Origin of the sequence: Rhodoflexus caldus, from assembly GCF_021206925.1 — a bacterium.
GTDB lineage: Bacteria > Bacteroidota > Bacteroidia > Cytophagales > Thermoflexibacteraceae > Rhodoflexus > Rhodoflexus caldus.
Map to the genome: position 1 here is coordinate 15,645 of NZ_JAJPRF010000019.1, position 14,160 is coordinate 29,804.

Here is a 14,160-nt window from a genome sequence, read left to right on the forward strand (position 1 = left end):
CTTATGCAGAGATACTAAGGAATAATCTACTGTGAAATTTAAAAATAACACTGTTTGCGGAATGAAAAACGCTTGCAAAGTAAATATATCAGGTCAATACTTTTCCCGATAATTCGCTACGAATAATGTTCTGACTTTAATAAACTGCCCGAGTGTATCTCCTTTACGCTCTCATATGGCTCAAAAATATAGTCATCGGGGTCAAAGTAGGTAGATGCTAACACCATCAATATACAGTCAGGAGTGAACGCATACATTTTATGCCAGTCTTTGGGTTCTAATATCAAGCATTTAGAGGGAGTGTCCAGTGTAAATACTTCTTCTCCGAATCCGTCAGTGCTGTAAATTTTACAAGAGCCTTTGATACAAACAGCTGCTTGTACGGTCTGTTTATGTCGGTGTTTGCCGCGTTCGGAGTCATCTACTCCGTAAATATAGAATATGCGTTTGATGTCAAACGGAATAACTTTTTCTATGACCGTCAGATTGCCACGGCTGTCGGTAAATGTTTGAAGATTTATCAAACGTGCCATTTATGTTTTTTTGAAAATGAGATTTTTTAGAAATTGATAACTTCGGTAAATCGGTTCTAAGTGGATTTGTACGAGCAATCGTCGGTTGATAAAAAGTTTAGGATAGCCGAAAATTACCAAATCTTGAATTTCAACACGGGAATACTTCTTGTTGTAACGTGTAATTTGTTGCTCATTCCATACGCGTATTTGGCGAGACACAGCGCGAATATGCGCAATGTAGGGGGCATAGACTCGGTTCAGCAATATTTTGTTTAACGGCACCTGATAGTTTTGCAAGCCGCTGAGCAACAAACGAGGCGTAACAAAACGCAGATGATGGAAATGATAATAAATCAATGGGCTGCCATTGACCAAAACTTTCCCGTTTTGTATGCTCAAAGACAAGTCTTCAACATTCCACGGTGCCACGCCTGCCCCCGCATGAGTTGGTACGACAAGCTCATCTTTATAGCGTTCCGGCCATTGGTCAAGGTATTTCTGGTCTGCAAATCGGTCGTTTTCCAACTTATCGTAACACCATGCGCTGCATTGTTCTTTCCACAGGCGCAGGCAGGAAAGCCCCGTGGTATTATTGCGGAATGCCTGAAAACTTACGTTAAATACACCGTACCGAATACTATTCGCATGTTTTTTTGAAAATCGGTGCGGGGTGATGAGTATGGACTTATTACCTAATTCCTGATACAAGGGTGCCGGCGAGTCAAAAAAGAAAATGTCGGCATCCATGGTCGTAATCAGCGGAATTTGCGGATGGTTCTCTAAGATATACAAAGGCCAAAACGGACTGAGCGTAAAAATATACTCTACCCAACTGCGATTGCTTTTGGCCGCTTGCAGTTCGGGGAAATAGGCTTCTACGGTCTGAAGTTGTACGGGTACGGTATTGGGGTGTTTTTCCTGTACAAAAAAATCATAGCTTGCTCGGTCGAGACACAAAATAAACAACTGAAAATCACCTGCATGTCTTTCCATAGAAGTCCGCAAGGTTAGGCCTCTTGAAAGATAGTTTTGGTCAAACAGGGTTGCAAAATGATACATGTTTTATAGCTTTTGAGCCTCTATAAATATAGAATCAGGCTTTCTTGTTTTATTGTTTTTAATATCAAGGTTGAATTCCTGCCAATTGGGAATACTGCTTTCAAATGCATTGACTATTCTAATATTGCTAAATCCGGCATTTGTTAATAAACGGCTCAACGAGAATCGGTCATACATCCACTGATGTACTTCGCCTCCTAAACGGAATTGTCCTATTTTTGTGAATATTTCCATTTGCTTGAAATGCATTATTTCATCTTTAAATAATATATATTTAATTTTTTCTTTTAAATAAATCAATGGATTTTGTATTATCCATATTATTTTAGTAAAAAAATCTTTGTTTTTAATTTCTTCTTGTAAATGAGAATTTTTTTTATTTTTAAGTAAATTTTCTCTAAGACATTCTCCTTCATAACCTATGCGACTATAAACATAGTCAAGATTGCAAACATCGTCTTGTGATAAAAAATTTACCATTTCTCCACCCGAGGAATGTCGAACGCACTGGTCATACATTTCAATCATTATCCATTCATGATTAGCTTGTGCAATAACATCGTCAGGATTCTTTTCTAAGTAATATATGGTATTTTGATAATCCTGTATAATACGTTCTAAGTCAGGTGTCGCAATGCGTATAATACCCCCATGCTTTAATACACGGTAGCATTCGTTAATGAAATCTATAGCTTGTGCTTTGCTAAAATGTTCTAATACGTGGGAGTGATAGACTACGGATACACTATTGTCTGATAGGGGTATGCCATTTATTAAATTATGAGATATTACATAATTATTACTAGATATGAAATCAATATTAATCCATCTCACATCAAAGTGAGAACCACAGCCTAAGTTAACATAATCTAATTTTTGCATAATTTCATAAATAGTCCTGACCAGTATACATTAAAACCGTTTTTTAAACATATAGGTGCTGTAAATCTACTATCAAAATCAGATATAATTTTATAATTACTAAATTGTTTTACAAAATTTTCATAATTAAAAAACCAAGCAGGATAAGATGCTTCATATACGGGTTCGTGAACTTCCTGTATAGTTAATATATCATACGAGTTTTTTACAAATGCAGTTCGATCAATAATGATATAGCAGAAATTAAACTTTAAAAATTCTTCTATCCACTCATAGGGTTTGTCCAAATACTGCACCACCCCTGATAGCAGTAAAACATTGGGTTGGCGTTCTTTGAGGCAGTCTTCTATGGTATAATAAAATTTGAGGTGCCCGTCTGCTATGTCCTGCTGACCACACGCCACGAAATGCGGCTGTTCTACAACGCTCCACTCTAACGCAAGGTCTTTCAGGAAATCTCTGCTTCCAAAACAAGTACTGCCGAGCGAACCGCCAAAGTCCAGCACGCTCAACTTATTGCCGTATTCCACGCCGATTTTAAAAAGACAGGCCAGCAGTGGCCAATTATATTGAATCTTATCAAAGATAACCGAATCGCGCTCATAAACGGCCTCTCCGTTTTTTACTTTGAGTACGCTTTCCCGTATTTTTTGCAGAATAATGTCTGCTTCGTAGCCCGTGCACAATTCTTTAGCTTCCTCCCACGAAGCATAATTCCCTGACCAACTGATGATGGGCTTGGGCGGGGGGGGATTAGAGATTGTTTTTTCGGTATTGAATAAACTCTTAACTTTATTAATTCCACGCTGTGCCAATTCTTTAAAATTAAGCAAGTTCCAAGGCAAGTAAGCTTTTTTACCGCTGATTTGTAAGTATCTGTCGATAACAGCACGGAACACATATTTATTTAAATATGGTTTGTGCTTTTTTACAGGAATAGTACATGTAGGGAATTTGATATACATACTATAATCTACATCTTTACTATTTGTAGCATCTTGACCTAAACCTATATGATTAGAAAGTGCGTATTTAGGATAAATCGTTAATTTTTGATGTAAATAAGCCACTGCTTGCCAGCGGATTGCCCAAGAGCTTATTTTACCTTCGGCCTGCATTTTCAGCATATTTAAAAAATCGTATGCGCCGTATAAGTTGAAAAACTCTGTCAAGTTTACGTCATGCAACCGTTGATACAACTTATTGCTGTCTGATTCAAACAGTGCCCAGCGGTCTTGCCAAGTAGCCCAGCCCAAACAATCAGGTATGGGCAGAAAAAAAGTATCGGGAGTTTTATCATCCGAAACATAGAAGTTACACGCACCGACGGAAATCACTTTAGGTTCGTTGACATATACATCCAGAGCCTCGTTCATAAATTGTAAAAAGTAGGGAGAAAGTTCTAAGTCATCTTCCAATACAATAACTTTACCATGCCGGTTGATTACTTCCGTAACACCCGTAATAATGGATTTTGCTAAACCTAAATTTATTTCTCTTTCTATTAAAATAACCTCCTTACACCACTGCTTACTACGTATGATATTGCGAACTTCTTTTATTTTTTGTTTGTCTTGCTCGCTTGCATCAGGTTTAAAACCATCTGCATAAACATACAATATAGAATCCTTAGCTTGCTCGTTTCTCGCAAGTGATTCCAATGTTTGTTTTACATACAACGGACGATTGTAAGCAAATAGAACGATTGGAGCTAAGACATTACTGGGCGTCGACATTTTTGAAAAATAGGGTTTTAAATGTTTTTCCTATGAATTTATAGCTCACGGAATTTAAGAATATGCCAATATCTGAATTAATATGAGATACTATATCGAGAGTACTATCAGATTCAACAAGTATGATATCAGGCCTGTATTGCTCCCAGTTGTTTGATTGAAGAACTTGTAAGTCTAAACCTTCTACATCTATACTAAAAAAGTCAATATGTTGATTTTTAGGCAGATACTTATCAAGAATACTATCTAATCTTTCTACCTTTAACTCTATAATATCGGTAATGTAATATCGATTATAGATGCCATCATTTTTTTTTGCCACTTCTTCCGAGAATGTATTCAGCCCTGGTTCATTAAATATAAAATATTTTAATACCTTATTGTTTTCCACGCTTATGCCTACCTCTAAATTAATATCTTCAGGACGTTGTTCATTAAAAAGACGCATACTGCCCGGCATTGCGTCTATATTTATACCGCGCCAACCTCTTCTGTAAAAAGCATAAGTATTAGAAAATCTTTTGGGATGATGTGCACCAATATCTACATAGAAACCTTCTCTTTTATCGGCAAATATCCTATTAAGAAATAAATCCTCTCCTTCTTGTGAATATGACATATTGACATATTCATATTGTTCTTTCAAAGTTTTAATCTCTTGTATTAAAGGAAGCATGAAAGGATATGCATAAAATTCTCTAACTACTCTAGGAGTGAGAGATGTGATAATTTGTTTAATAATTTTTTTTGCTGCCATAAGTTATTGCCAGTTATGATCTACGAGTACACTCTGGTGGGATAAAGGTGTAAGTCTACCTGTTTTAAAAAAATCACCTTCTTGTACTTCCAATAGGAATGCATCTATTATCCAGTCTACAATTTCTCCATTTTGTTCTCTAATGAAGATGTTAACAGAATATGTGCCTGGACTTAATGGAAATTTAGGCACAATACATTCAAATTTTCCATCGCTACTAACATGATATGTCTTATTTAGTAACTCACTCCAAAGAATAATTTTATTTTCCCCAAGAATTGAATTGAATGATAATGCTACAGATACATTACTAACCACAGTAGAAGATTCGTAATAAATTACTATTTTAACATACTCTCCTGAGGAAATTACTTTTACATCTTTGTTTTCAGCATTTAAGAATTGAACACCAATTGCATTTAATTTTTGATTTCCTACTCGATCATTACGTTGACTGATTTGAGTTATATTTTGTGATATGGTTGTAGTGTATTGATTTATTGCTGTCTTTATATCTAACTTATCAGATTCCATTCTGCCATTTTTTAAAATTAAAGCTGTTTCACATAGATTCTGCAAAACAGCCATATTATGACTCACAAACAACACCGCCCGCCCTTGGCCTGAGCTGACGTCTTTCATTTTGCCGATGCACTTTTTTTGAAATTCGGCATCGCCTACGGCCAGCACTTCATCGACTATCAAAATGTCTGCCAACAGGTGCGCCGCCACGGCAAAAGCCAGCCGCACGTACATGCCACTGCTGTAGCGCTTCACAGGCGTATCTAAATAGGCTTCTACGCCTGCAAAGTCAATGATTTCGTCTAAGCGGGCGCGTATTTCGTGGCGGTTCATGCCCAAAATATGCCCGTTGAGGAAAATGTTTTCCCTGCCCGTCAGTTCGGGGTGGAAGCCCGTGCCTACTTCCAACAGGCTGGCTATGCGTCCTTTTATCTTCACCTGCCCGCGCGTAGGGGCGGTGGTTTTGCTCAGGATTTTGAGCAAAGTGCTTTTGCCTGCGCCGTTTTTGCCGATTACGCCGAGTATTTCACCTTGTTTTACCTCAAAGTTGATGTCTTGCAGTGCCCAAACGTAACGCGCTTTCAACGCTTTCATTTCGTCTACGCTTTTGATGGTGCTCAGTTCGTTGGCGGTGATGTACTGCTCGAAAGGGTCGGGTTTGCCCTGTATTTTAGCCCACAGGCGTTGTAGGTCTTCCCCAAAGGAGGCAGCGCCTACCGTGCCAAGGCGGTAGCGTTTGTAGAGGTTTTCAACCTTTAAAACGGTGTCTGACATGGGGCAAAGATAGGGGAATTGGTCGGGTTTGGCAAAAAGTGAGGCGCAGGCTTTGGGAAAATAGCACACACCTGTTGTTGAAACAGTATATTGCCGAACAAAAGCCATGGCCACCTACCGCGCCAGTTTGGTAATCGTTTCTTTGAGCGAGTGCCAGCGGGCTTGCTGTCCGCTCAGCAGGGGGTACCAAAGGCCGTCGCCCGGGCTGATTTGGTCGCCCGACTTCGGCTGCGGTGCTGCCTTTTCAACGTCGGTTTCTATCATAAAACTTTGTTCCATAATGGCAAGGGCGGCCTGCCAAGAAATAGCGTGGGTCGCTCCTGCGTGCATCAGCATGGCGGTGCGGTCGGCAAACTGCCAGCGGATGTCGTATCGCTGTTGCTTGCCGTTTTCTTGCCAATTATAGCCCACTACGAGCGGCGCTTCTACTTTGGCGGTTTCCATCAGCCCCTGTACTACTTGCTGCAACAGCAGCTCCCATGCCATGCGGTTTTTTGGGGAAAATGTTTGGGTTTCGCCCGAGAGAGTTACCGTGTGCAACTCCAAAAAATTATGTGCGGGCTTCCGCGGGCGCGTTTCGGGTTGGGTTTGCGCCATGAGTTTTTCCAACTGTGCAATCCATGCCTCATGCAGAGGGGCTTCGCACGAGCGGTTATCGTTCGGGGAAAAGCCTTCCTCGGCAAGTTCCTCTTCGGTGAACTCTTCGCGGTGCGTATAGGTCAGTTCGTAGGTAGCGCGGTACTCGGCCGCTTCTTTCCTGATAATCAGGTGATAGTAATGGCTGAAAGGCGGCGGGGTGAGGTCGTTGGTCTCAAATCGGGCTTCCCACAAAGTAAATCGGCTGAAATCGGTAGCTTGCACGATGATTGGCGTAATTTTTTCAAAAAGTTCCGTAAATTAAGCGTTATTCGGCAGGGAAAACAACCCCACAGCCACTCTGAACCGTAACTGACCCAAACATATGGCTTCATTGCGCATTTTTCTTTCGGCAATTTTCGCCTTTTTATCCTGCTTGCTGTATGCCCAGAGTATAGACTTGCAAACGCAGCCCGCGTATCAGAGTTTTACGGCGGGGAAAAATATACTGTACCAAAAGGCGTTGCTTGTGCCCGGCTCTCCATATGCCATCGTGCTGGTGGCTGTGCGCCGCACGGAGGATGTGGCCAATTGGTCGCAAGACCCCGCGGACGGCATTCATGCGCGCCTGTTTGCCTACGACTTGACCGGCCGCATGGTAGATGAGGCGCAAACCCATATGCTCAACCAACAGATAGGCGCCGATAAGTTCTATGACCCCGACTATTGCGGCGGTTTAGGTTCGCTTACGCCCGATGACTTCAAGGCAGATGATAAACGGCTGATACTGACTCGCTTTTATGCTGCGGGAACTATGCGCTCCAATTGCACAGACGAAATTGTATTTGTAGGAGGCAAATTGTATTTGCAAAAATCGCGTGCCGTAGATACGGGGTTAGGGGCAGAGGTAGCCAAAGAACGCATCATAATGAATCAGCAGGCGTTGCAACTCTATCAGCAGGGGAATTTGCAGGGGGCTATCGGTATTTGGGAGCAATTGTACGGCTATTGGCAAAACGGCCCTTATGCCACAGCCGGCCCAATGGACGAAATTTTGAACAATCTGGGTTTCGCTTACTATAAAATCAAAGATTTTCGCAAGTCGGAAAAACTATTGTTGGAGTGCCGAAAAAATTTTCCCAATCGCGCTGTCGTCAATCTGAATTTGGCCGACCTCTATCGGGACGATGGGCAGGTATCGGAGGCAATTAAGTATTACCAAGCCTTTCTGCAATCGCCCAACCTGACCGCCAATCAGATAGCGTACGCCAAACGGCAATTGGAGATTTTGAAGAAGTGATACTGTACATCAATGCAGATTATGCAAAAGCATAAGTGGTATGTAAATTGCTGAAAACAGCCGCATAAACCTGTCGGGTTTGTGTAGATGCGATGAAACCTTAGAAAGCCGCTGTTTGATTCAATGTTACGCATGAATCTGTTACTGATATAATCATCACCCGAATTATTTGCTATTCATTTGATAATCAGCGTTTTTTGCGACAAAAAAATCAAAATGACGCATTAGCGCAAAGATGCATGTTTGTAAATTGTATTTTTTATATGTAGGTATATTTGTAGGGACAAGGCATGCCTTGTCTCTACACGTTTTGCATGAATTATTGCGCACAACCAAATTTAATTTTTTCAAGATTCTGCCGCAAAATTCGCGTTAATCATTTGAAAAAAATAGGGACACAGGCGCGCCGTATCCCTACTGTATCATGCACATTTTATACACAAACCTGACAGGTTTCTAAAACCTGTCAGGTTTAAATATTTGTTTTTCAGCATTTTACACAAGCGATTTTTCGTAAATCTCTTGCGTTTTTATATAAAAGCTCGTTTACCTGAACGCAGCGGTGCGTATTTACAACAAACCGGAGCGTTTCAACAAGGCTTTCGGTGAGGGTTCTGCACCGCGGAATCGCTTGTAGAGGGTCATGGGGTGTTCGCTGCCGCCTTTGGAAAGTATGTTGGCGCGGAATGATTCGGCCACTTCTTTGTTGAAAATGCCTTTTTGCTTGAAGAAATCAAACGCATCGGCATCGAGTACTGCTGCCCATTTGTAGCTGTAATAGCCTGCCGAGTAGCCGCCCGCAAAAATGTGGCTGAAAGAAGTACTTGCATTGACACCCTCCACATCGGGGAACAGGTTGGTTTTTGCGATGGCGTTTTTCTCAAATGTGTTCACGTCTGCAACATCCTGTGCTTGGCCGTGATAAGCCATATCCAGCATACCAAAGCTCAGTTGGCGCAAAGTAGCATAACCTTCCATGAAATTGGCGCTTTCCACAATTTTTTGGATGTATTCCTGCGGAATAGGCTCATTGGTTTGGTAGTGGCGGGCAAACATATCCAGCGCTTCTTTTTCGTAGCACCAGTTTTCCATGATTTGCGAAGGCAACTCTACAAAGTCCCAGTAAACGCTTGTACCGGAGGTGCCGCTGTATTTACATTGGGAAAGCATACCGTGCAGTGCGTGCCCAAACTCGTGGAACAGCGTGGTTACTTCATCGAAGGTGAGCAGCGAAGGCTGTGTTTCGGTAGGTTTGGTAAAGTTGCAGACAATTGACACATGCGGGCGGATGTCTTTGCCGTTTTTGACATGTTGGTCTAAGTAGCTTGTCATCCATGCGCCGCCGCGTTTGCCTTCGCGCGGGAAGAAGTCGGCGTAATATACGGCCACAAATTTGCCTTTGTCATCAAAAACCTCATAGGCTTTTACTTCGGGGTGATAAACGGGAATCTGTTTGTTCTCTTTGAATGTGAGGCCAAACAGTTTGTTGGCAATGGTAAAAGTACCTTCAACTACGTTTTCAAGTTTGAAATACGGTTTGAGGGCTTCGTTGTCGATGCCGTATTTTTCTTTTTTGAGTTTTTCGGCATAAAAAGCGTAGTCCCAGCGTTGCAGACGGTCTTCGGTGAAGCCGTTTTTCTTGGCGTAGGCGAGCAGTTCGCTCATTTGCTTGTCGGCAACGGGCTTGGCATAGCTGAAAATTTCTTCCAAAAAGGCATTGACTTTTTCGGGTGTTCCTGCCATGCGCTCTTCAAGCACAAAATGTGCGTGCGAAGCATAGCCCAACAGTTTGGCGCGTTCGTGGCGCAGTTTTACGATTTCTTTGATGATGGCCTGATTGTCGTTGGCATTGCCCTTAAATGCTTTGGATGAAAACGCGATGAACATTTTTTTGCGCAGGTCGCGGTTTTCGCTATAAGTCATAAAAGGTGCATAGCTGGGCTGTTGCAAAGTGAATACCCAGCCTTCCATGTTTTTCTGTTTGGCTGCCAGTCGGGCGGCATCTTTTACAAAGTCGGGTAGCCCTGCCAAATCCTTTTCATCGGTCAGGTGCAGGATGAACTCGTTGGTTTCTTTGAGCACGTTTTCGCCAAAGGTCAGCGAAAGTTCGGAAAGGCGTTTGCTGATTTCGCGCAGTTTGGCTTTGTCGGCCTCGTTCAGGTTGGCACCGTTGCGGGCAAACTGTTGGTAGGTTTTTTCCAGCAAAGTCATGCTTTCAGTGTCCAATTTCAGTGTTTTGCGCTGTTCGTACAGTTTTTTAATGCGCGCGAACAGTTTGGCGTTCAGCAGGATATCGTTGCTGTATTCGGACAGCAGGGGAGAAGCCTCTTTAACAACTTTTTGAAGTTCGGGGCTGGTTTCCGCACTGTTCAGGTTGAACATAGTGCTTTGCACCTTGCTCAGCATTTCTCCGGCTTGGTCAAGCGCTACAATGGTGTTTTCAAAAGTGGGCGCTTTGCTGTTGTTGGCAATAGCGTCAATTTCTTTTCTGCCACGTGCCAGAGCTTCCTGCAATGCGGGCATCAGGTGCTCGGTTTTGATTTTATCGAAGGGCAGCGTTTCGTGCGGGGTGTTGAACGGAGAGAAAAAAGGATTCTCGTTTGTCATGGGTTTGGGTGCTTGTTGTTGAGCGGTTAAAAGTGAAAGCCCTGCCGCTGCAAGTAACAGCCGAACAGGTTTAAAGCGTGTTTTCATACAAATTTGGGATAGTGAACAGAACAAATAGTAGTAACGGCAAATTTACGCAAAAACCCGCTCCGCGAAAAGGTTGGGCAGGTGCAACAAAAATGCCCCGAAACATCTTGCTTCGGGGCATTGGAGAAAAAACTCTTCGGCAGTCGGACTATTGACTGACGATGATGCGTGCTCCCGCATTGACGCGGTCGCTTGGCAGGTTATTCCATTTCTTAATCTGTTCCACTTTTACTTTGTATTTCTTTGCGATGCTGAAAAGGGTTTCGCCTTTATTGACCACGTGGTAAATAACGGAGCCTTTGCCCGTGGCTTGCGTAGTAACTTGTTGGTTGGTTGAAGGGCGCGCTGTTTCGGCAATCACACCTTTGGCAGCGGTTTTGGATTGTGCAGCCTGTGCTTTCATGGCGGCTACTTGTGCGGCGGCGGCTTCGTTGATGGCTATCGGCGTGCCTACGGGCAGCGTAAATACGCCGGCAGGAATGTTATTCCACTTTTTAAATTCGCTGAGCCGTACGCCAAAGCGATTGGCCAAGTCGTAAATATTGTCTCCCGGGATGCTGGTATAGATTCTGGCTTCTTCCATGCGCGCTGCGGGGTTGGCAGACGATGCCGACATATTTGCGTTGCCGCCCCTCATAACCATACCTGTCGTCGGTTCGGAGATGTTAGAGAGCATTATGCCGCCTTCCGTGCCAACGGCAACACTGCTTCCCGGCGCTTGCACAAAAATAATCTGCCCGAATTGGAGCTTAGTGCTCATATCCATATTGTTCCATCGCATCAAATCTTTTACAGGTATTTTGAATTTGTCGGCGATGCTGAAAAGGGTTTCGCCTGCTTCTACCTTATAGGTGGCAGCGGTTGCGGTAGTGTTCTGTACGGTTGTGTTGCCTGTTGGGGTAACTCCTGTACCTGTAAGGGCAGGCTGGGTCATCGCATTGCCTACATTTGCCGAAGGATTGGTGTAGGGCTGCGGCGTTACGTTAAAAGTGTTGGTGTTTACTATTGCAGGGTCGGCTACATATACTCTTGTTACACCTGACGGGAATGCCGTATTTCCCGGAGTCAAGTTATTCCAACGGTAAAAATCGTCTATGTTGAGGTTATACATACGCACAATATCTTCTACCGACTGTCCGTAAGTAAGCTCATGTATGCCTTTATTAGTGCCGACAGTTGCGGTTGATGTACTTCCCTGAGGCATTACATTAACTATGGATGTGCCCGTATTAGGTGTAGCAGCATTGGCTGTTATCGGTACTCCGCTCACAATCAGTTCCTGATTGATAGCAATGGCGTCGGTTTGCAAGTTGTTCCATGCGCGAAGATTGGCTACGGTAGTGTTGTATTTGCTGGCTATTTTGGTGAGGTTTTCTCCCCTTTGCACGCGATGTTTAACGGGTTGTGTTTCAGCACTTACCACCCCGAGTTGCTGTGCGCTGCCTGCAACAATGGCCGTAGGGTCGTATAGTTTCAGAACGTCCCCGGGCTTGATAATTGCGGTACTGGACAGGTTGTTCCATGCTCTTAGGCTGCTGGTTGTGATATTGTATTTTTGGGCAATGGAATACAGGTTGTCGCCCTGTTCTACCTTATGTGTGGGTTGTGCCTGTGTTGCTGTGCCTGTGGCAGTCAATACGTCAATGTCGTTGGTTGGAGGAGCTAAAAGGGTGCTGTCTATGGATGTATTACCACCGGCAATAGTAGCACTTGTGGTATCTGCCACTATGGCAGGCAACGATTCGCCGCGGATTTTGAGTTCCATGCCCGGTGTAAGCGTAAAGCCCGTAATGCCGTTCCATCGGCGTAAATCGGTAATGGTTACGCCATATTTGGAAGCAATTTCATAAATGGATTCTCCTGTTTGCACAATGTGAATGCCGGTATTTCTTGCACCTGCATTGGGGTCTGTTATGGTATTATCTATCTGCAGTTCCGGGGCATCTTGTATGCTTGTCGGATTGATGGCCGGCAACTCGCGGTATTCAGGTGCAGTGTTTTTCGGTCTGCGCTGTTGCAATACCAAAATGCGCCCGGGTTGCAAAGCTTCATTTTTTTCAATGCGGTTCAGCTTCAACAGGCTGCTGAGCGTCATGCCATAGTTTTGTGCAATTGACCAGAACGACTCATTGGGCAAGGCCACATGGTCTTTTACAGGCCCTTTGCTGGCTTTGGCTTTCAAATACAGTACTTGCCCTGCACCTAAAACAGCGTCCTTGTCGTTAAAATCGTTCAGCTTAATGAGTTTGCTTTTGCTGATGCCGGCGGCGGCGGCCAACTCGTCAATGCTTTGCCCGTCGGCAGCTATCATCCCCGAAATGCCGTTAATGGTGGCAAAAGTAAAGTCCTTGTTGCCGATGCGGCGGTCAATGCGGTTGGTAATAATCGGGTAGGGGCTGCCATTGGCCGTTGCTTCGGCATTGGAGAACCGCGCAGCAGTGGCTGCAAAACCTTGGTTAGGATTGCTGATTTGCAGTGCTGTGCTCACTGCGGCCACTCTTTCGGCAGGCACGGGCAAATAAACAGGCAGATTGCGAGGTATATTGCCCGAGATGAGCCATGAGTTGTAATAGCGGACTTGCTCCACGGGCAAATTGGCGGCTCTTGCGATGGCATCCAGTGTTTTTCCTCCCGTTTGGTTGTAAACCAATAACTTAATCGGGCTGCCGGCTACATTCTGTTGATTGCGGAATACGGAGGTGTACGCCAGCAAATCAATGATATAGTCGGGTGTTTTGTCGTTTATGGGCAATTGTGTTGTGCCGATGCGGGCGCGCTCCACGCCGTTGCTTTCGTTAAAGGCATTGGAAAGCCCCACGTTGTAGGCTGTGAAAGCGTAAATCCAATTGCGCATGGAGTAATTGTTTTTATGCATGGCGCGTGCAAAAGCGCGGGTGGCAGAAATAATGCTTTTGCGCTCGTCAATGGCATTGTCCACCTGTAAACCGTTTTCTTTGGCAATATCGGCAGACATCAGCCAGAATCCGGTAGCGCCGGGCTGACGGGGGGAGGTGGCATCGGCTGAAAGACCGCTCAGCAGAAACGCGATGTATTGCAGGTCATCGGGGCAGCCTTCTTCGCGGAGCGTTTGTGTGATGAGCGGCGAATAAATCTGGGAACGCTCGGAAAGGTCGGAGTACAGCGTCCAGTTGCCTGCAATCTGATTCACTCTTTGTTGAATCCGCTCGCGGGTGCGTGGTTCTATGGTCAGGTCTATATCGGCAAAACGCATTTGCGAAGGAACAGTAAGCCCTTCCTGCGCCATTGACCGAAAAGAACATAGAAACACGATGCAGAAGAGAAAAAATAACTTGTTCGTATTCATAACAGTGCGGGGGAATAGAA

At 44.0% G+C, this 14,160-nt stretch carries 10 protein-coding genes; 1 reads left to right on the plus strand and 9 read right to left on the minus strand.

Annotated elements, in window-relative coordinates; all coding sequences use genetic code 11:
• Window positions 1–116: 116 nt before the first annotated feature.
• The 7 genes from NDK19_RS15160 to NDK19_RS15190 form a co-directional block, all read right to left on the minus strand.
• A complete protein-coding gene (locus tag NDK19_RS15160; RefSeq protein WP_250632755.1) occupies window positions 117–533 on the minus strand; it encodes a sugar 3,4-ketoisomerase in 417 nt (138 codons plus the stop codon).
• On the minus strand, window positions 534–1,574 hold the full coding sequence (locus NDK19_RS15165; RefSeq protein ID WP_250632756.1) for a hypothetical protein: 1,041 nt from the start codon (window positions 1,572–1,574) through the stop codon (window positions 534–536).
• 3 nt (window positions 1,575–1,577) lie between these two features.
• A complete protein-coding gene (locus tag NDK19_RS15170; RefSeq protein ID WP_250632757.1) occupies window positions 1,578–2,456 on the minus strand; it encodes a class I SAM-dependent methyltransferase in 879 nt (292 codons plus the stop codon).
• Complete coding sequence (locus NDK19_RS15175; RefSeq protein ID WP_250632758.1) at window positions 2,444–4,192, minus strand: methyltransferase, TIGR04325 family; 1,749 nt, start codon at window positions 4,190–4,192, stop codon at window positions 2,444–2,446. The genes NDK19_RS15170 and NDK19_RS15175 overlap by 13 nt, the downstream gene beginning before the upstream one ends.
• Complete coding sequence (locus tag NDK19_RS15180) at window positions 4,176–4,949, minus strand: FkbM family methyltransferase (RefSeq protein ID WP_250632759.1); 774 nt, start codon at window positions 4,947–4,949, stop codon at window positions 4,176–4,178. The genes NDK19_RS15175 and NDK19_RS15180 overlap by 17 nt, the downstream gene beginning before the upstream one ends.
• A 3-nt stretch (window positions 4,950–4,952) precedes the next feature.
• Window positions 4,953–6,245 (minus strand): ABC transporter ATP-binding protein, encoded by a 1,293-nt coding sequence (locus tag NDK19_RS15185; RefSeq protein ID WP_250632760.1) that lies wholly within the window; start codon window positions 6,243–6,245, stop codon window positions 4,953–4,955.
• A 114-nt stretch (window positions 6,246–6,359) separates the two neighbouring features.
• Complete coding sequence (locus tag NDK19_RS15190; protein ID WP_250632761.1) at window positions 6,360–7,106, minus strand: hypothetical protein; 747 nt, start codon at window positions 7,104–7,106, stop codon at window positions 6,360–6,362.
• A 100-nt stretch (window positions 7,107–7,206) separates the two neighbouring features.
• On the opposite strand from NDK19_RS15190, the gene NDK19_RS15195 reads away from it, so the two are divergent.
• A complete protein-coding gene (locus tag NDK19_RS15195) occupies window positions 7,207–8,121 on the plus strand; it encodes a tetratricopeptide repeat protein (protein WP_250632762.1) in 915 nt (304 codons plus the stop codon).
• Between the two features lie 570 nt (window positions 8,122–8,691).
• Here NDK19_RS15195 and NDK19_RS15200 read toward each other — a convergent pair.
• Together NDK19_RS15200 and NDK19_RS15205 are read right to left on the minus strand one after the other, a co-directional pair.
• Entirely contained in the window at window positions 8,692–10,815 is a 2,124-nt protein-coding gene (locus NDK19_RS15200; RefSeq protein ID WP_250632763.1) for a M3 family metallopeptidase, read from the minus strand.
• A gap of 148 nt (window positions 10,816–10,963) precedes the next feature.
• Entirely contained in the window at window positions 10,964–14,140 is a 3,177-nt protein-coding gene (locus NDK19_RS15205) for a LysM peptidoglycan-binding domain-containing protein (protein ID WP_250632764.1), read from the minus strand.
• Window positions 14,141–14,160: the final 20 nt, after the last annotated feature.

What these genes read in the sequence shown, in the direction of transcription:
- NDK19_RS15160 (WP_250632755.1), bottom strand. Translation starts at nt 533, where the DNA reads ATGGCACGTTTGATAAATCTTCAAACATTTACCGACAGCCGTGGCAAT.
- NDK19_RS15165 (WP_250632756.1), bottom strand. Translation starts at nt 1,574, where the DNA reads ATGTATCATTTTGCAACCCTGTTTGACCAAAACTATCTTTCAAGAGGC.
- NDK19_RS15170 (WP_250632757.1), bottom strand. Translation starts at nt 2,456, where the DNA reads ATGCAAAAATTAGATTATGTTAACTTAGGCTGTGGTTCTCACTTTGAT.
- NDK19_RS15175 (WP_250632758.1), bottom strand. Translation starts at nt 4,192, where the DNA reads ATGTCGACGCCCAGTAATGTCTTAGCTCCAATCGTTCTATTTGCTTAC.
- NDK19_RS15180 (WP_250632759.1), bottom strand. Translation starts at nt 4,949, where the DNA reads ATGGCAGCAAAAAAAATTATTAAACAAATTATCACATCTCTCACTCCT.
- NDK19_RS15185 (WP_250632760.1), bottom strand. Translation starts at nt 6,245, where the DNA reads ATGTCAGACACCGTTTTAAAGGTTGAAAACCTCTACAAACGCTACCGC.
- NDK19_RS15195 (WP_250632762.1), top strand. Translation starts at nt 7,207, where the DNA reads ATGGCTTCATTGCGCATTTTTCTTTCGGCAATTTTCGCCTTTTTATCC.
- NDK19_RS15200 (WP_250632763.1), bottom strand. Translation starts at nt 10,815, where the DNA reads ATGAAAACACGCTTTAAACCTGTTCGGCTGTTACTTGCAGCGGCAGGG.
- NDK19_RS15205 (WP_250632764.1), bottom strand. Translation starts at nt 14,140, where the DNA reads ATGAATACGAACAAGTTATTTTTTCTCTTCTGCATCGTGTTTCTATGT.